The organism is Pandoraea bronchicola, assembly GCF_902459805.1.
Classification (GTDB): Bacteria; Pseudomonadota; Gammaproteobacteria; order Burkholderiales; family Burkholderiaceae; genus Pandoraea; species Pandoraea bronchicola.
On sequence record NZ_CABPST010000005.1, the window covers coordinates 199453 to 218016 of the forward strand.

General features: G+C 65.2%; 16 protein-coding genes. 13 read left to right on the forward strand and 3 right to left on the reverse strand.

What is annotated here, in order from left to right; translation table 11 throughout:
- Positions 1–7 precede the first annotated feature (7 nt).
- Positions 8–532, forward strand: a complete 525-nt coding sequence (gene tsaE / locus PBR20603_RS12460; RefSeq protein ID WP_150559835.1) for a tRNA (adenosine(37)-N6)-threonylcarbamoyltransferase complex ATPase subunit type 1 TsaE — start codon at positions 8–10, stop codon at positions 530–532.
- Complete coding sequence (locus PBR20603_RS12465) at positions 526–1992, forward strand: N-acetylmuramoyl-L-alanine amidase (protein ID WP_246174599.1); 1467 nt, start codon at positions 526–528, stop codon at positions 1990–1992. Before tsaE ends, PBR20603_RS12465 begins: the two co-directional genes overlap by 7 nt.
- Before the next feature lie 87 nt (positions 1993–2079).
- On the opposite strand, the gene PBR20603_RS12470 is transcribed toward PBR20603_RS12465, so the two are convergent.
- Entirely contained in the window at positions 2080–2748 is a 669-nt protein-coding gene (locus tag PBR20603_RS12470; protein ID WP_150559837.1) for a VTT domain-containing protein, read from the reverse strand.
- Between the two features lie 247 nt (positions 2749–2995).
- Here PBR20603_RS12470 and mutL point away from each other — a divergent pair, with 247 nt between their 5' ends.
- The 9 genes from mutL to PBR20603_RS12515 all read left to right on the forward strand — a co-directional run bounded on the left by mutL (position 2996) and on the right by PBR20603_RS12515 (position 13875).
- On the forward strand, positions 2996–5056 hold the full coding sequence (gene mutL, locus PBR20603_RS12475; RefSeq protein ID WP_425495810.1) for a DNA mismatch repair endonuclease MutL: 2061 nt from the start codon (positions 2996–2998) through the stop codon (positions 5054–5056).
- 7 nt (positions 5057–5063) lie between these two features.
- Complete coding sequence (gene miaA / locus PBR20603_RS12480; protein WP_150559838.1) at positions 5064–6011, forward strand: tRNA (adenosine(37)-N6)-dimethylallyltransferase MiaA; 948 nt, start codon at positions 5064–5066, stop codon at positions 6009–6011.
- A 284-nt stretch (positions 6012–6295) separates the two neighbouring features.
- Positions 6296–7141, forward strand: a complete 846-nt coding sequence (locus tag PBR20603_RS12485) for an ABC transporter permease (RefSeq protein ID WP_246174626.1) — start codon at positions 6296–6298, stop codon at positions 7139–7141.
- 1 nt (position 7142) lies between these two features.
- Complete coding sequence (locus PBR20603_RS12490; RefSeq protein WP_150559839.1) at positions 7143–8195, forward strand: ABC transporter ATP-binding protein; 1053 nt, start codon at positions 7143–7145, stop codon at positions 8193–8195.
- A gap of 77 nt (positions 8196–8272) precedes the next feature.
- Entirely contained in the window at positions 8273–9337 is a 1065-nt protein-coding gene (locus tag PBR20603_RS12495; protein ID WP_150559840.1) for an extracellular solute-binding protein, read from the forward strand.
- 26 nt (positions 9338–9363) lie between these two features.
- Entirely contained in the window at positions 9364–10275 is a 912-nt protein-coding gene (locus PBR20603_RS12500; protein WP_246174601.1) for an ABC transporter permease, read from the forward strand.
- Positions 10276–10385: 110 nt separating this feature from the next.
- Positions 10386–11582 carry a M24 family metallopeptidase gene (locus tag PBR20603_RS12505; RefSeq protein WP_150559841.1) on the forward strand — a complete coding sequence of 399 codons (1197 nt, stop codon included), beginning with the start codon at positions 10386–10388 and terminating at the stop codon, positions 11580–11582.
- Between the two features lie 71 nt (positions 11583–11653).
- Positions 11654–12895 carry a metal-dependent hydrolase family protein gene (locus PBR20603_RS12510; RefSeq protein ID WP_150559842.1) on the forward strand — a complete coding sequence of 414 codons (1242 nt, stop codon included), beginning with the start codon at positions 11654–11656 and terminating at the stop codon, positions 12893–12895.
- A 65-nt stretch (positions 12896–12960) separates the two neighbouring features.
- Positions 12961–13875 (forward strand): LysR substrate-binding domain-containing protein, encoded by a 915-nt coding sequence (locus tag PBR20603_RS12515; protein WP_150559843.1) that lies wholly within the window; start codon positions 12961–12963, stop codon positions 13873–13875.
- Positions 13876–13897: 22 nt separating this feature from the next.
- On the opposite strand, the gene PBR20603_RS12520 is transcribed toward PBR20603_RS12515, so the two are convergent.
- Positions 13898–14785: a LysR family transcriptional regulator gene (locus PBR20603_RS12520; protein ID WP_150559844.1), complete on the reverse strand. Its 888-nt coding sequence runs from the start codon at positions 14783–14785 to the stop codon at positions 13898–13900.
- 190 nt (positions 14786–14975) lie between these two features.
- Here PBR20603_RS12520 and PBR20603_RS12525 point away from each other — a divergent pair, with 190 nt between their 5' ends.
- Positions 14976–16547 carry an MFS transporter gene (locus PBR20603_RS12525; RefSeq protein WP_150559944.1) on the forward strand — a complete coding sequence of 524 codons (1572 nt, stop codon included), beginning with the start codon at positions 14976–14978 and terminating at the stop codon, positions 16545–16547.
- Positions 16548–16657: 110 nt separating this feature from the next.
- Here PBR20603_RS12525 and purM read toward each other — a convergent pair whose 3' ends face one another.
- The gene (gene purM, locus PBR20603_RS12530) at positions 16658–17704 is read right to left on the reverse strand and encodes a phosphoribosylformylglycinamidine cyclo-ligase (RefSeq protein ID WP_150559845.1); all 1047 of its coding nucleotides are present in this window, start codon (positions 17702–17704) and stop codon (positions 16658–16660) included.
- A 146-nt stretch (positions 17705–17850) separates the two neighbouring features.
- Between purM and hda the strand changes: the two genes are divergently transcribed.
- Positions 17851–18561 carry a DnaA regulatory inactivator Hda gene (gene hda, locus PBR20603_RS12535; RefSeq protein ID WP_150559945.1) on the forward strand — a complete coding sequence of 237 codons (711 nt, stop codon included), beginning with the start codon at positions 17851–17853 and terminating at the stop codon, positions 18559–18561.
- Positions 18562–18564: the final 3 nt, after the last annotated feature.

Sequence of the window (18564 nt, forward strand, 5' to 3'; positions counted from 1 at the left end):
TTACGCAATGCCCGATCCATCGACGCCGTCACCGCTAGGCGAGCGCATCTTCGCGCTGCCGGACGAAGCTGCCACCGAGGCCTTCGCCGCAGCGCTCGCGCGCGCCATCGTGGAACGCATGGCACACGCCGACGCCGCGCACGCGGGGCTGCACGTGCAGCTCTCGGGCGACCTGGGCGCGGGCAAAACAACGCTCGTGCGTGCGCTGCTGCGTGCGCTGGGCCACACGGGACGCGTCAAAAGCCCGACTTACGCGCTGTGTGAACCATACAACATCGATACCCCGCAAGGCGTGTTGCCGGTCTATCATTTCGACCTGTACCGCTTCGCCGATCCGGCCGAATGGCATGACACGGGCTTTCGGGAGCACTTTGCAGGCGACGCCCTGTGCCTCGTCGAGTGGCCAGAGAAGGCCGAAGGTCTCCTGGGCACCCCCGATTTGAGCCTTTGGCTGGAACCTGTTGGCAACAGCCGCCGTCTGACGACGAGCGCCTACACGCCAGCCGGTCTTGCTTGCCAGAACTCATGCTGATCAAACGCTTCACCCGTACCGACGACGCCTCATCGCCCAATGCCGGCCGCCGCCGCGCACTGCGCGCAGGCGCGTCGACGCTGATTCTCGCCCTCACCGGCCCTCGCCTCGCGTTCGCCAATGCCATCGTGGCGGTGCGCGTCTGGCCGGCCAGGGACTACACACGTGTCACGCTCGAGACCGACAATCCGGTCAAATTCCAGCAGCAACTGATGGAGAGTCCGAACCGCTTCGTCATCGATCTCGATGAAGTGGATCTGAGTCCCGCGCTGCGCGATCTCGTGTCGAAAATCCAGCCGAACGACCCGCAAATCATGCAGGTGCGCGTGGGGCAGTTCAAACCCGGCGTCGTGCGCATGGTCTTCGACCTGAAGGCCGGTGTGAAGCCGCAGTCCTTCACGTTGCCGCCGGTCGCGGGCTACAAGTACCGCACGGTGTTCGATCTGTATCCGGCCGTCGAACCCGATCCGCTCATGGAGTTGCTCGCCAAATCCGGCAACAAGGCCGAGGCCTGGGCGAAGAACTCGCCGCCCTCGTCACCTTCATCGCCTTCGTCAGGCGCGGGCACACCGAGTACGGAAGAAAGCGAAGCGTTCTTCCAGCGTTACGCGCAGCGCGAACAGGGGCCACGCCCCTCGCGTCCAGCGCCCACGCCGGCACCGGACAAGACACCCCCACTCGCCCAGCGCAAGGGTGACGATGACAACGATCTGTCGACACCGATGCCCTCGCGCGGTCCGAAGACGGCCCGCCTGCTCACCATCGCCCTCGATCCCGGCCACGGCGGTGAAGATCCCGGCGCCATCGGCAGCAGCGGCACCTACGAGAAAGTGGTGGTATTGCAGATCGCCAAGCGGCTGCGCGAGAAGATCGATGCGCAACCCAATATGCGCGCGATGATGACGCGCGACGCCGACTTCTTCGTGCCGCTCGGCGTGCGCGTGCAGAAGGCTCGTCGCGTAGATGCCGATCTGTTCATGTCGATTCATGCCGATGCGTTCACGTCGCCCTCGGCGAACGGTGCGTCGGTGTTCGCGCTGTCCGAGCGCGGCGCCACAAGTGCGACGGCACGTCTGTTGGAGAAGACGCAGAACGCGTCCGATCTGATCGGCGGCGTCAACATCAAGACCAACGACCGCGCCGTGGCGCATGCGCTGCTCGATATGTCGACGACCGCGCAGATCCGCGACAGCAAGGTGTTCGGTTCGGCGCTGCTCGCCGAGATCGGCACGGTCGCGGACCGGCTGCACAGCAAGAACGTCGAACAGGCCTCCTTCGCGGTGCTCAAGGCGCCGGACATCCCGTCGGTGCTCGTCGAGACAGCCTTCATCAGCAACCCGAAGGAAGAGCAGTCCCTGAACGATCCCGCCTATCAGGACCGGCTCGCCAACGCACTGCTCAAGGGCATCAAGGCCTATTTCGCCAAGAACCCGCCGCTCGCGAAAAATCGTACGGCCTGATGGCTGGCGCCGTACGACGGCCCAAACGAAAATGGCGCGCCCCGGTCACGGGACGCGCCATTTTTCACCGATCGCGCCGAGTCGAGCTTACTTGCTCTGGCTTTGCGCCACGCGACGGCGACCGCGCGTGAAGAGCTTCCAGACCGCGCCAAGGGCAATCGGCACCACCGCTGCCGAGATCCCGACCAGCACAATAACGTTCAGATACTGCTTGACGATCGGCAGGTTGCCGAACAGGTAGCCGCCGCCCACGAGCAGCACCACCCAGATCAGCGCACCGAGCATGTTATAGAGCTGGAAGCGCGCCCACGACATGGCCGACACCCCCGCCACGAACGGGGCGAACGTGCGCACGACCGGCACGAAACGCGCCATCACGATGGTCTTGCCGCCGTGATGCTCATAGAAATCATGCGTCTTGCGCAAGGCGTCGCGATCGAGAAAACGCCAGTTCTTCTCGTACACGCGCGTCCCGATCTTCGAGCCGATCCAGTAATTGAGCGTGTTCCCGGTCACGGCAGCGATGAAGAGCAGCACGCCGAGCAGCCAGGGATCCATCGCGCCAGTGGCTGCGAACGCACCACCGATGAACAGCAGGGAATCGCCCGGGAGGAACGGAAAGAGCACCAATCCCGTTTCCACGAACACAATCATGAACAGGAATAGATACACCCAGTTTCCGTACTGATCGATGAACACCCCCAGATGTTTATCGATGTGGAGCACCATCTCCAGCAATTGCACCAAAGTATCCAAGACGATTCCTCAAGATAAAGGACGCCGGCCCGTCCCCGCGGGCGCGCGACGTGTCGCATCATACCAGCGCAAGCGTCGGGCGTCGTTAAGTCCCCGTGACGGTCGGCATCGACCCGCCCGGGCGCGTCGACCACCCCTTCCGCCTTCGGCCATTCCCATGATGGGAAACTGGCGCGTTCTGATGCGTCTTGCAGGCTGAAACGTCGATCGACTTATGTCTTTGAGGGCAACCTTTATAATGGTTCCCATGTCTGCCACCCCGACCCCCGCCCCCGCGGCGCAAGACCTGGCCGCCGTGCCCGGCGACGCCAGCGCCGACGCCCCCCTGCGCCGCCCCGGCCCCATGCCGGCGGGCCTCGCGCCGGCTCGCGCCATCCGTGTCCTCCCCGACCAACTGATCAGTCAGATCGCCGCCGGCGAAGTGGTGGAGCGTCCGGCATCCGTCGTCAAGGAATTGCTCGAAAATGCCCTTGACGCCGGCGCCCGCGCACTCCAGATCAAGCTCGAAGAAGGGGGGGTGCGCCGCATCGCGATTACCGATGACGGCGGCGGCATGTCCGCCGAGCAGTTGCCGCTCGCCCTCACCCGTCACGCGACGAGCAAGATCCGCACGCTGGACGAACTGGAATCGGTGCTCACACTCGGGTTTCGGGGGGAAGCGCTCGCCTCCATCGCGTCGGTTGCGCAGCTCACGCTGTCGAGCCGCCAGACCGATGCGCCGCATGCGACTGCCATCGACGGCAATACCGGTGCACTCACGCCCGCAGCGGGCCCCGTGGGCACGACGGTCGACGTGCGAGACCTGTACTTCAATACGCCCGCGCGACGCAAATTCCTGAAGACCGAGCAAACCGAGTTCGGTCATTGCATGGACGTCATCCGGCGCAGCGCACTGGCGCGGCCGGACGTCGGCTTCTCGATCCTGCATAACAACCGGGCGGTAGAGCACTGGAACGCGTCGGACGCCGCCACGCGTGTCTCGCGCGTGCTCGGCAACGATTTCGCCGACGCGCATCTCGCGCTCGACGAGGGGGCGGCCGAGCTGCGCCTGTCTGGTTTCGTCGGTCTGCCGACCGCCAGCCGGGGCCGCGCCGACCAGCAGTTCTTCTTCGTGAACGGCCGCTTCGTGCGCGACAAGTTGCTCACGCACGCGGTGCGCGCCGCCTATGAAGACGTGCTCCATGGCGACCGCTATCCGGCATATGTGCTGTATTTCGAACTGCCGCCCCAGTTGGTCGACGTGAACGTTCACCCGTCGAAGATCGAAGTGCGGTTTCGCGATGCCCGCAGCGTTCACCAATTCGTGTTCCACGCCGTGCAACGTGCGCTGGCCCGGGCGGCGGGCAGTGGTGGCGCAACGCACGCAGCGCACCTGACTGATGGCGGCAGTCTCGCCGCCGGGCCGGGAGCGGCCGGTGGCGCTGGCGCAAGCGGCTTCATGGGCGCGCGCCCGGCCGCCGGTTTCGGCACGCCGGGCGGCAGCAGTTGGAACCCGCGCATGCAGCAAGGCTCGCTGCCGATGGCCCAACCGCTGTCTGTCTACGACAACCTGTTCGGACGCGCCGCACCGCCTGCACCACGCCCCTACGGTCAACCGGGCGTCACCGATGCGCCTTCGCCCCCGTATGGCAATACCGGCGACGCACCAGACGGCGCCGCGCTCGCCGCCGGCCTCGAGACGTTGCCGGCAGGCACCGGCAGCACCGCCGACGCCATGTCGCTCGAACACCCCCTGGGCTTCGCGCTCGGGCAGTTGCACGGCATCTACATCCTCTCGCAGAACGCTCACGGTCTCGTGCTGGTCGACATGCACGCGGCGCACGAGCGCATTCTGTACGAGCGCTTCAAGCAGGCGCTGGTGGAGCGCAGCGTGCCGGTGCAGCCGTTGCTCATTCCGGTGACGTTCTTCGCCGACCCGGTGGAAATCGGCACGACGGAAGAACATCAGGAGACGCTCACCGCACTCGGTTTCGACCTCGCCGCCATGTCCCCGACCACGCTCGCCGTGCGCGCCATTCCCGCGCTGCTCGACGGTGCCGATGCGCAAGCGCTCGCGCGCGCGGTGCTGGCCGACCTGCGTCAGTACGGCGGCTCGCGCGTGCTCACGGAGCGTCAGCACGAACTGCTGGGCACGCTCGCGTGCCACACGGCCGTGCGCGCCAACCGGCGTCTCACGCACGAGGAGATGAACGCGCTGCTGCGCCAGATGGAAGCGACCGAGCGGGCCGACCAATGCAACCACGGACGTCCCACCTGGTACCAGCTCACGCTCGGCGACCTCGACAAATTGTTCATGCGCGGACGTTGAGCGGTTCATGAAGGCAAATCCCCCAATCGTCTGCCTGCTGGGGCCGACGGCGTCCGGCAAGACCGCCGCCGCCCTCGCGCTGGCGCAGGACACACCGCTCGAGATCATCAGCGTCGACTCCGCCCTCGTCTATCGCGAGATGGATATCGGCACGGCAAAGCCCAGTGCCGCCGAGCGGGCCGCCGTGCCACATCATCTGATCGATATCATCGATCCGCGCGATGCCTACTCCGCTGCGCAATTCCGCGAAGACACGCTACGGCTGGTCGACGAGATCGCCGCACGCGGGCGTCGTCCGCTGCTCGTCGGCGGCACCATGCTGTACTACAAGGCGCTCACGCAGGGTCTCTCGCCACTGCCGTCCGCCGACGCCGGGGTGCGCGCCAGACTGGACGAAGACGCCGCCCGCGACGGCTGGCCCGCGATGCATGCACGGCTCGCCGGGATCGACCCCGTAACAGCCGCACGTCTTGCGCCAAACGACTCACAGCGCATCCAGCGCGCGCTGGAAATCTTCGAACTGTCGGGCAAACCCATGTCGCAGTGGCTGGCGGAACAGGCGCAGACACCGGACACCCCATCGGCCCACACGTTCGTGCCGGTGGCACTGGAGCCCGGCGACCGCTCGGTCCTGCACGCGCGCATTGCCGAACGTTTTCGCCTGATGCTTGCCGCCGGCTTCATCGAAGAAGTCGAACACCTGCGCGCACGCGGCGATCTCAACCCCGGGCTGCCGTCGATGCGCTGCGTCGGCTATCGTCAGGTGTGGGAATACCTCGACGGCGAGACCGACTACGACACGATGCGCGACAAAGGTATCTTTGCCACGCGTCAGTTGTGCAAGCGTCAACTCACCTGGCTGCGTTCGATGCCCGAACGGCACATCGTCGACTGCACCGCCGCCGACGCCTCGCCGCGCGCCCTTGCCACCGTGCGCGCCCTCTGGCAGCCCTGAGCACCGCCCACTCAACGCTTCGCCGCCGCGGCGAAGCGTCCACCCAGCGCGATTTTCGCTTCATTCCCGCTTCATTTCCGCTTCATTTCCGCCGTTCGATACCTGCATCGAACATGCATCCAGTCCCGCTCTCGCCTCCGTTGAAACCCTGACAGCTTTCCGGTTTGCATGACGATTTTGATATGCTAATTTGCATATCAACGTTTCGATCAATGCAAATTTGCATCGAATCCACGATACCGGGAAGGTTGCCAATGACGCAGACTTCGATGGAGCCAGGTGGGATGACGGGCGATGTGCTGAGGCTGCCGGCAGGCAGGCCGCGGCGTGTGCCGCTCGCAAAGTGGGCGGTGCGCGCAGGCGTCACGGTGATCTACCTGTTCATGCTCAGCCCGCTGATTTTCGTCGTCTGGCTGAGCTTCTTCAAAGACGCGATCATCACGTTCCCGCCGAGCGGCTATACGGTGTCGTGGTATCTGAACGCCTGGCGCAATGCCGCGTTCGCCAACGGCTTCCTGCTCTCGCTGCAGCTCGCCGCCTGCGCGGCCATCGGCGGCGTGATCCTCGGCGTTGCCGCCTCTCTCGCCCTCGCGCGCTACCGCTTCCCGGGACGTCGCACGCTGGGCAATGTCTTGCTGCTGCCGCTGGTCGTGCCGGGCATCGTCGCGGGCATTGCCACTTACCTCTTCTACCTGCGCGCGGAGAACACGCTCGACGTCGACATCGTCGGCACCTTCGGCGGTCTCGTGGTCGCACACGTCTGCCTGACCATTCCGTGGACGATGCGTCTCGTGGGCGCGAGCCTCGCGCAGATCGACGGCACCATCGAAGAAGCCGCCCGCAACCTCGGCGCGGGGCCGTGGCGCACGCTCTGGCGCGTCACGCTGCCAATGCTGCGTCCGGCCATTGTGGCGTCCGTCCTGTTCAGCTTCATCGTGTCGTTCGAGAACCTCGAACTCACGCTGCCACTCGTGGGGCCGGGCAAAACCACCCTGCCCATTGCGATCATGCAGTACCTCGAATTCAACCTCGACCCGACGATTGCGGCGGTTTCCGCCGCGCAGATCGTGCTGCTCGGCATTGTCATGCTGATCACCGATCGCTTCGTCAAACTCAGCCAGGTGATCTGACATGGCCAACGTTTCGCTTCGTGGACTGCGCAAGCAATACGGAAACGCCGCTGCCGTCGCGGACTTTTCGCTGGAGATCGCCGAAGGCGAACTCGTCGCCTTCCTCGGCCCGAGCGGCTGTGGCAAGACCACCACGCTGCGCATGGTCGCAGGCTTCGTCGAGCCAACGGCCGGCGAAATCTGGATCGGCGGCAAAGAAGTCTCCCGCCTGCCACCGAATCGCCGCAACACCGGTATGGTGTTCCAGCGTTACGCGCTGTTCCCGCATATGACCGTGGCTGAAAACGTGGCGTTCGGGCTCGAGATGCGGCACGTCTCGGGCGCGGATCGTGCCACGCGCATTCGCGAAGCGCTCGACATGGTGCGTCTCACACCGCTGGCAGATCGTTATCCGCGCCAGCTCTCAGGCGGTCAGCAACAGCGCGTGGCGATTGCCCGCGCGCTTGCGATCCGTCCCGACGTCTTTCTGCTCGACGAACCGCTCTCCAATCTCGACGCCAAGCTGCGCACCGAAGTGCGCGAAGAGATCCGCGCCTTGCAACGCCGGCTTGGTCTGACGACGATCTTTGTCACGCACGATCAGGAAGAGGCGCTGGCCATTGCCGATCGTCTGGCCGTGATGCACGACGGTTGCGTGCAGCAGATCGGCACGGCCGACGCCCTGTACGAACGTCCGGCGAATCCTTTCGTCGCGAACTTCCTCGGCAAAATGAACTTCCTCGCGGGCCGGATGAGCGACGGGCACTTCGTGACCGCGAAAGGGGAACGCCTTGCGCTGGCGGGTGCCGTGCACGACGCCACGACGCTTGGCATTCGCCCCGAACGCCTGCGGCTGACCGACGCCCCCACGCGAGACGAGACAGCCCTGCCGGTCACGGTCGATCAGACGATCTATCTGGGCTCCACGCTCGAACTGCGCCTGAAGAGCCCGCAAGGCGAGATGCTCGTAGCACACGTGCAGAACACCGCACGCGACGACGCGAGCCGCTACGCCCCGGGCCGCGCGCTCAAGGCTTGCTTCGCGAGTACCGACTGCCTGTTTTTCAACGCCTGACGGCAACGCATCAATCACCCCAACGCTTCGGCCCATGTATTGGCCAACCCGTGGCCAATGTTTTGAAGGATGACGACATGACGCACGCCCTGAACCGCCGCTCGTTTCTGAAGACCGCTTCCGGCCTGGTGATCGCTCCCGCGCTCGGCCTCGATGCGCTCTCGGCATACGCCGCCGACGCCTGTCCGAACGTGGTCGTCGGCACCTGGGGCGGCGACTATCTGAATCTGCTCGAGCAAAACATCGGCAAGCCGATCATCGAAGCGGCGGGCGGCAAAGTCACTTACGACTCTGCCGGGCAGGTCGAGCGCATGACGAAGTTGCGCGCCGAGAAGGCGTCGCGGCGCGGTTCGCTCGACGTCGCGTGTCTGGCTGATCTCGATATGTACGACATCAACCGCTCGGGCATTCTCGAGGCGGTCGACGCCAAGCTCGTGCCGAATCTGACGAATACGCTGGAGGCGCTGCGCCGCCCGTATTCCATCCCGCACATCTTCAGCGCGATGGTGATCGTCTACAACCCGGAGAAGCTCGGCACGAAGCCCGATTCGTTCACGGCCGCGCTCGATCCCAAGCTCAAGGGCAAAGTCGGCTTCTCCGACATCCTCTACAACTTCAACGTGGTGAGCAGCTCGCTTGCGGCAGGTCACAAGGACGGCGACATGGCCGGCGGCGTGCAGTTCCTGCGCGAGTTGCGCAAGTCACAGCAGCCGAAGGTCTATCCGTCGAACGAGGCGGTGGCCTCCGCGCTCAAGAGCGGCGATATCTGGTTCACCTGCATGTGGAAGGCGCGAGCACTGCAATGGAAGAAGGCCGGTGTGCCCATCGACTACGTGGTCCCCAAGGAAGGCGCCGTGCCGGTGACGTTCGAGGCCGCCGTGCCGAAGAACTCGCAGTCGAAGCCGTGCGGCTTCAACTATCTGAACGCGATGCTCGACCCGCGTGCGCAAATCGGCTTTGCCGAGACGATGGGCTACGCGCCGACCGTGAAGAACGCGAATCTGCCGCCGTCGCTGCAACAAAGCGTGGGCTTCACCAGTGCGGAACTCGATCGCATGGTCAAGCTCGACTACGCTCGCTTCACCGCTGACAAGCCCGCGTTGCTCGACTTCTGGAACAAGGAATTCAAGGTGGGTCTGTGAACGTCACCGACACGCCGGAGCCCGCGATGACGTCGCGCCCGCCGTCCACCCAAGCCTCCCGGGCCGCCACCGCTCGCGCGGTGCGCGGCGCGTTCACGGGCGGCGCGCTCGCCGCCCCCGCCACGCTCGTCGTGCTCTTCGTCATCGTACTGCCCGGGCTGCAACTGGTGCGCTACAGCTTCAACCGGTTCGATCCCGTCGACATGATGCAGGCGGCATTGACCGGCGCGAACTATCTCAAGTTCTTCACCGATCCGTACTACCTGTCGGTGTTATGGATGACGATCAAGGTCGCGTCGCTGTGTACCGCCCTCGCGCTCGTGTTCAGATTTCCCGTCGCCTACGTGCTCGCCCGCACGCAGAGCCGTTTCAAGAGCCTGCTCGTGATGCTGCTCGTCTTCCCGCTGCTCGTGGGTAACGTCGTGCGCGCGGCCGGGTGGATGGTCATGCTGGGCAACGCCGGTTTCGTCAACTCGCTGCTCGTGTCGCTGAGCATCGTGCCGCAACCGATTCGCCTGCTCTACACGCCGTTCGCCGTCGTCGTGGGCACCACCGCCGTAGTACTGCCCTACATGATCCTCACGTTGCAAAGCGTGCTCGAAGGCATGGACTTTTCCGTCGAAGAAGCCGCTCGCAATCTGGGCGCGACGTTCCGGCAGACACTCACGCGCGTGATTCTGCCGATGGCGGCGCCAGGCATTGCGGCGGGCACCATGCTCGTCTTCATTCTCTGCATGAACGCCTACGCCACGCCCGTGCTGCTCGGCGGCACCGGCATCACGATGATGACGCCTACGATCTACGACCAGATCGCGAAAGCCAACAACTGGCCGTTCGGCGCAGTGCTCTCCATCGTGTCGATGGTCGTGACGTTCGCGCTGGCCATTGCCTCGCACTGGGTCATCCACCGCCGTTACGCGAAGACGATGATGACCTGACTCCCCCGACTGCGATTGCCGCTTAGTCCGGCCTGCCCGCGCGATGCCACGCCGGGCATCGCACGGGCATCGCCTGACCTTTCGCAACCTTCTGCAGATAAGGATCTCCCATGCCGACACTCTCTCACGCCACACGTCAGTACCGCCGCAGTCTGATGAACGATCTGATGGACCGCACGCGCGTCGATGCGCTCGTGTTCACCGCCGCAGACTTCTTCCAGTGGGCCACCAACTTTCACGTCGACGTGCAGACGTGGGAGCGCCCGATCGCCATTTGCGTGCCGCGTAACGGCGAGCCCTTCGCGGTGATGAACGAGCTGTCCACCCATCATCTGATGATGGCGCGCGAGCGCGGTCATCTGTGGCTCGACCTCGATCGCGTCACGCTCTACGCCGAGCACCCGCGTGTCACGCAACGCCAGCCGCTGCTCGCCGAAGTCCCCGCCCTGATCGCCGACACGTTGCGCAGCGCCGGCCTCGCGGGTTCGCGCATTGGCGTCGACGCGGCCGGTGGCCCGCTTACGCGCGCGAGTGCATTGCTGCCCGATGCGAAGCTCGTGCCGATGCTCGCCGAGATGCGCGCGCTGCGCTGGGTCAAGCACGATGAGGAAATTGCCATCATGCGCGCCGCCGCCGAGCTGGCCGACTGGGTGCAGGACCGCTATCGCGAGAACATCCGTCCGGGGCGCCTTGTGCAGGAACTCGATTACTCGATGGCCGCGCTGATGGTCACCGAGGGCGCGAAGCGTTTCCCCGGCGAAAACCTCGAAGTGATGCGCTGCTGGACGCTCTCCGGCCCCGCGTCGGCCTCACCGCACGGCGACGGCGCCTCGTGCGGCGCGCGCATCAGCGCGGGCGACGGCATGGTCAACATCGTGATCCCGCGCCTGAACGGTCTCGTCATCGAGAACGAACGCACATGGTTCTGCGGCAAGCCGTCGAGCGAGCAGGCCCGCTTCTACGAGGTCGCCCGCGCGGCCAACGAGGCCGCCGTGAGCGCCGCCGTGACCGGCAAACCGGTGTCCGGCATCGACGCCGCCGCGCAGGCCGTCATCGAGAAGGCCGGTTGCGGCGAGTACATCCGCCATCGCACAGGACATGGCATGGGCATCATCGGCCACGAGTACCCCGACGACATGGCGTTCAACCATCGCCCGCTGCTTGCGAACGAAGTCTATTCGGCAGAGCCGGGCATCTATGTCTACGGCCTCGGTGGCTTCCGGCTGGACGACTCGGTCGTCACCGGCGACACCCCCGTGATGCTCACCCGCACCCCACGCACACTCGCCCACGCCACGATCGACTGAACGCCGGGCACGCGAGCCTAACGACCTGACGCTGAACCAAAGACCAGACACATCATCCCGGAGGAGAGGTCATGGAGTCGATTCTGTTGTCGAATTGCGCGTTGCTCGACCCGGTCAAGGGCGAACTGCGCGAAGACCACGCCGTCCTGATCGAGGACGGCCGCATCAAGGAAGTATCGGATAAGCCGATTCGCACCCAGTCCGCGCGCGAGATCGATGCACATGGCCGCACCGTCATGCCGGGGCTGATCGATCTGCATGTCCACGTTCACGCCACGCAACTGAACCTCTCCGCGCAAGCGCACCTGCCGAATGTGCTCGTCACGCTCAAGTCGGTGCCGATATTGCAGGGCATGCTGCGTCGCGGCTTCACCACCGTGCGCGATGCCGGCGGTGCAGGGTACGCCATCAAACACGCGGTCGACAGCGGCCTGGCCGAAGGCCCACGCCTGTTCGTATCGGGTCGCGCAATCAGTCAGACCGGCGGACACGGCGACGGACGCCCGCGCACCGATTACATCGGCACGGACGGTCCCTGCCCATGCTGCGTGCGCGTGGGTGCCCTGTCCCGGGTGGCCGATGGCGTCGATGAAGTGCGCCGTGCCGTGCGCGAAGAATTGCAGATGGGTGCCGACCAGATCAAGATCATGGCCTCGGGCGGCGTGGCATCACCCACCGATCCCGTCGGCGCCTGGGGCTATTCGGAAGATGAGATTCGCGCCATCGTCGCGGAAGCACGCGGGCGCGGCACCTATGTGCTTGCGCACGCCTACACGGCGCAGGCCATCGAACGCGCCGTGCGCTGTGGCGTGCGCACCATCGAGCATGGCAATCTCGTCGATGCCGCCACGGCGCGCTACATGGCCAGTCAAGGCGCCTACGCGGTACCGACCCTGGTCACCTACGACGCCCTCGCGAACGAAGGCAGGTCGCTCGGCCTGCCCGACGACAGCGTAGCGAAGATCGCCGATGTGCATGCGGCCGGCCTGCGCTCGCTGGAGATCTTCCGCGAAGCCGGTGTGAAGATGGGATACGGCTCGGATCTGCTGGGCGAGTCGCAGCGTCTGCAAAGCGACGAATTCCGTTTGCGCGCCGAAGTCCTCTCGCCCGCAGAGATTCTGCGCAGCGCGACGGTCATCGGCGCCGAGGTGCTTGGCCAGTCCGGACAGTTGGGCGAAATCGTGCCTGGCGCGCTTGCCGATGTCCTGATCGTCGACGGCAATCCGCTCGCCTCGCTCGACTGTCTGCTCGGCCAGGGAGAGCGGATTCCGATGGTGATGAAGGGCGGTAGAATCCACGCTTTTGCGCTGTAAGGCGAGCGCCGCACGAGGTGCGGCGCAAGGTGCGACACAAGCGCAAACCCTTCCGTGGAGAATCGATGGATTTCCGGCACATCGACGCCTTTCGGGCGCTGATGCTCACGCGCACGACGACCAAAGCGGCACAGGTGCTCGGCACGTCGCAGTCTGCGGTCAGCCGTCTCGTGGCCGATCTCGAACGCTCGACGCGTCTCACGCTGTTCGACCGTGCGCGCGGCCGGCTCGAACCCACGGCCGAGGCGTTCGCACTCTTCGAGGAAGTCGAGCGCCGGTACGCCGGGCTCGACAACATCCGTGAGTTTGCGCTTAATTTGCGCAACCCCGACAAGGCCGTCATTCGGGTGGGGTCCGTGGTGTCGTTTGGCCTCGGGTTCTTTGCGCGCGTGATGGCCGGCTACCGGGCGCTGCATCCGAGCGTGCAACTCGCGCTGACCACGGGGGCGTCGGATCTGATTCGCGATCAGGTCGTCACGCATCAACTCGCACTGGGTCTCGTGACCGACACCATCGATGTCGCGGCGACCGACGCCGTCTCGTTCGCCAAGCTCGATGCCATCTGCGCGCTGCCCGCGGGCCACGCGCTCGCCCGCAAGAAGGTGATCCGTCTGGCCGATCTCAAGGGGCAGCCGATTCTGTCGTACGAGCCGACCGACATGGTGCGCTGGGGCATGGATCAGCTCTTCGCCGACGGCAATCTGCATCAGCAGGTCGTCGCCACGGCGCGTTACTCCGTCAACATCGGCACGATGGTCAAGGAGAACGTCGGCATAGGGTTGCTGCACCCCGTGTCCGCCTACGATTTTCTCGACTCCGATCTGGTGTTGCGCCGCTTCGAACCGTCCATGCCGTTTCACACGTTGCGTATCACGCCGCGCGCCGCCGCGCCCAGTGCGCAACTCGACGACCTCGTACGCGTGATGGAGACTACGCTCGAGGACGTCATGCGCGCCGTCGAGGCGCGGATGAAGCGCTGACGCGGCGTCTTTGGTCTGTCGTCTACTCAGACAGCATTCTGTCGCACATGGCGTCGACAAACACGCGCAGCTTCGGCGAGAGGTGACGGCTCGACGGCCAGAGCATCCAGAACTGGCCGGGATTTTCCAGATAGTCGCCGAGGAAGACCTGAAGCTCGCCTGCGGCCAGCGCGTCGCGAGCGAGAAAATCGGGCATGTACGCCACGCCGAGCCCGTGGATGGTCGCGCTCAACAACGCCTCCATGTTGTTGCACGTAAGGCTCGTATGCAGCTTCGGCGCGTGCGTCACCTCTGACACGAACGCCCACGGCTGCAATTTTCCGGACGTCGGAAAGCGAAAGCGGATACACGCGTGCGTCTCGAGATCGTTCGGGGTTTGCGGTGTGCCGCGCCTCGCGAGATAAGCCGCAGACGCGCACAGCACGAATCGAAACGGCCCCGCGCGTCGCGACATCAGCGTGGAGTCCGGTAAGTCGCCGCTGCGGATCACCACGTCCAACCCGCCTTTGATCAGATCCACGATGCGGTCGTCGAAATCCAGATCGAGTTCGATGTCCGGATACTTTTCGGTGAATGCGGGAAGCAACGGCATCACAAACCGGTAGGCCGTGACCGGCAGCCCGACGCGCAATTTGCCGCGCGGTGTCTGCGAGACCTGCGAGAGCATGGCGCGGGCGTCGGCCAGTTCGTCGAGCACGCGCCGGCAGCGCTCGTAATACATCTGCCCCGCCTCCGTCAGATTCACGCGCCGAGTGCTGCGCTGGAAAAGCCGCACGCCGAGCGTCGCTTCGAGCCGCGCAATCTGCTTGCCGATCGCCGACGCCGACACGCCCGTCGCCCGCCCCGCCGCCACGAAACTCAAGGTCTCTGCCGCGCTCACGAACGCGGTGATTTCCGCCAGATTGTCCATCGTCTCATGCTCCAGTGCGGTTGAACGCCCTCCGTCGATTACGGAATTTTATTCCCTAATTTACGAACCTCCCGCCCGTTTATCTGGCATTGACGAATATTTAGCATGTATCGCATGACGTCGGCCAACGTTCCCTTCGGCTTCAGATGCGCGTGAGCGCGTCTTCATCAGGATTCTCTTCATGTCGATCATGGCTTCCCGGCCCTCACCGCGCGCCGACGCCTCATTGCGCCGCCGGCTGCTGGGCCTTTTCTCCGTTTGTCTCGCGGCGTTGTTACTTCCGATGAGCTTCTCGGGCGGGGCAGTCGCCACGCCCGCCATAGGGGCCGCGCTGCACGGCAGCGCGCTCGAGATGCGCTGGATCACCAGCGCGTTCATGCTCGCGTTCGGTGGCTGTCTGATGGCCGCCGGTGCGTGCGCCGACGCGTTTGGGCGCAAACGCCTGTTCCTGCTGGGTGTGGGGGCCCTGCTGTTGACGTCGCTCGCGCTCGCCCTGTCTCGCTCCGCGCTCGTTGTCGACTGGCTTCGTGCGTTGCAGGGCGTGGCGGCGGCGGCAACGCTCGCCGGTGGTGGCGCGTCGCTCGCCCAGGACTTTGACGGACACGCCCGTGCACGCGCCTACGGCCTGCTGGGCACGACGTTTGGCGTTGGCTTGGCGTTCGGGCCGTTGCTCGCGGGGGGGCTTATCGCGCGCTTCGGCTGGCAAGGCGTGTTCGCGGCCACCGCTGTTATCGCGGCGCTCGCGCTGATCATCGGCGCACGCGGCATGCGCGAATCGCGCGATCCCTCCGCCACGGGACTCGACTGGCCCGGCACGCTGTCGTTCACCGGTGCCCTCTCGTGCTTCACATACGGCGTGATTCAGGCCCCTGCGCTGGGGGCGACAGCGCCGCAAGTCGTCGGCACACTCGCGTTCTCGGTGCTGCTGGCCGTCGCGTTCATCGCGATCGAACGGCGTGTGGCGCACCCCATGCTCGACCTGACGCTCTTTCGCTACGTGCGTTTCATCGGCGTGCAAATGCTGCCCATCGCCACATGCTGTTGCTACATCGTGTTGCTCGTATTGCTGCCGTTGCGTTTCATTGGTGTGCATGGCGACAGCGAGGTCGTGGCCGGATTGCGCATGATGGCGTTGTCACTGCCGATGCTCGTGGTGCCCTTCGTCGCCACGCAACTGGCGCGGCGCATTCCCGCCGGTGTGTTGTGCAGCGCAGGGTTGGGGCTGGCTGCGGCGGGCCTCGTGTGGCTGGCCCGCACGAGCGGCTCGCCGGACACTGGCGTGCTGAGTCCCGCGCTATGGCCAATGCTTCTGATCGGCACCGGCAGCGCGATGCCTTGGGGCTTGATGGACGGACTGTCGGTGAGCGTCGTGCCCACGGACCGCGCGGGCATGGCGATGGGCATTTTCAATACGACGCGAGTCGCAAGTGAAGGCGTGGCGCTCGCGATCGTCGGGGCCGTGTTGGTGGCGTTGATAAGCGCGCAGTTGCCCGGCATGCAGGGGGCCGTGGCGCCCGGCATGGCCCGCGAGGCCGTCAACCGGCTCGTCGCGGGGGATATGCACGGTGCGCTCGCCAGCGCCCCGGCATGGGGGGAAGCGGCATTGCGTAGCGCTTACGAGCACGCCTTCGCGACCTTGCTCGACCGGCTCGCGATCGTCACCCTGCTGTGCGCCATCGTCGTGTTTGCCTGCCTCGGCGGTAGACCGCGAACCGGCCCCGCCGATCTGGGTAAGCCATCGGCCGACATCGCGACGCCCTGAGGCACGCGGCCTCTCTCCCAAAAGAAAAGCCCGCCGAGGCAATCCCCGGCGGGCTTTCAGTGCATTCCTCATGCCGGGAGGGCGTTGCCCTCCCCGTGTATTCTCGTGCCTTACGACACGATCGTTTGCGCCTCGCCTTCCTTGCGCTCGCGGATCGTGCCCAGACGGTAGACCGTCTCGCCCGATGCTTCGAGGTGCTTGACGGCCGCATCGGCGTCAGCCGCCGAAACGATGACCGCCATGCCGATACCGCAGTTGAACACGCGGTGCATTTCGGCGTCGGCCACCTTGCCGTGCGCTTGCAACCACTGGAACAGCGGCGGCAGGGTCCAGGCGTTCTTCGAGATGTTGGCCGTCAGGTTGTCCTGCAGCACGCGCGGAATGTTCTCGACGATACCGCCGCCCGTGATGTGTGCCATGCCCTTGACCGGCAGCGTCTGCATCAGCGCCAGCAGCGGCTTGACGTAGATGCGCGTCGGCGCCATCAGCACGTCGCGCAGCGGCTGGCCGTGGAAGTCGGCGTCCAGATCCGGCTTGGCCACTTCGATAATCTTGCGAACGAGCGAATAGCCGTTCGAGTGCGCGCCCGACGACGCCAGGCCCAGCACCACGTCGCCCGGCACGATGGTCGTGCCGTCGATGATCTTGCTCTTCTCGACCGCGCCGACCGCGAAACCGGCCAGATCGTACTCACCGTCCGGGTACATGCTCAGCATTTCCGCCGTCTCGCCGCCGATCAGGGCGCAACCGGCCAGCTCGCAGCCCTGGGCAATGCCCTTGACGACCGTCGCGGCCGTGGCCACGTCCAGCTTGCCGCAGGCGAAGTAGTCGAGGAAAAACAGCGGCTCGGCGCCCTGCACCAGAATGTCGTTCACGCTCATGGCCACCAGATCCTGGCCAACCGTGTCGTGCTTGTTCAGCGTGAAGGCCAGCTTGAGCTTGGTGCCCACGCCGTCGGTCCCCGAAACGAGCACCGGCTCCTTGTAGCGCTTGGGCACTTCGAACAGTGCGCCAAAGCCGCCGATGCCGCCCAGCACGCCGTCGCGCAGGGTTTTTTTGGCGAACGGCTTGATCGCTTCGACCAATGCGTCGCCCGCTTCGATGTCGACGCCAGCGTCGCGATAGGAAAGGCCGGAAGTTTCGTTAGGGTGTGACATGACGGGAATGCATCAAGGTTCGGTAAAATGCGATTTTACCCGATGCGCGTGTCCTTTCGGCACGCAAACCGGATATCGGACGCCGGCGAAGGCCGTCGTGCCCTGTAAACCGTACTGTGCCGGCCTTCCGCCGGCTTTCTTCGTTCGTGATCCAGCAACTGTATCTCGACCTCGGCACACCGCCGCCCGCCACGTTCGACAATTTTATTGTCGGGCCCAATCGCGAGCCGGCGCAAACGCTCGCCGGCCTGAATGCCGAACTCTCGGCCGGCACGGCACGCGACCGCGGCATCTACCTCTGGGGGGCCGCCGGGTCCGGCCGCACCCACCTGATGGAGGCGCTGTGCCATGCCGTCGGCCCGAGCGCACGCTATCTGCGCCCGAACAGCCCACTGGCGGCCTTCACGTTCGACGACGCGAGCACGGTCTATTGCGTCGACGACTGCGACCACCTCTCTGCCACACAACAGATCGCGGCTTTCAATCTGTTCAACGAGACGCGGGCCAGACCGCATTGCGCCTTCGTGGCGGCGGGTTCCCAGCCGCCGGTCGACATGCCGCTGCGCGAAGATTTGCGCACGCGCCTCGGCTGGGGCCTCGTTTTTCATATTGTTGGACTTGACGACGATGGCAAGAAACAGGCGTTGCAGAACGCCGCGCGCGAGCGCGGCTTGCAGTTGGCGGCCGACGTGCCCGCCTACCTGCTCACTCACTTCCAGCGCGATATGTCGAGTCTGATGGCATTACTCGACCGCCTGGACCGGTTTTCGATGGAACAAAAGCGCGCGGTGACCTTACCGTTGCTGCGTCAGATGCTCACCCACACCGATCCTGCCACCCCCGACGGTAAAAACTAGGCA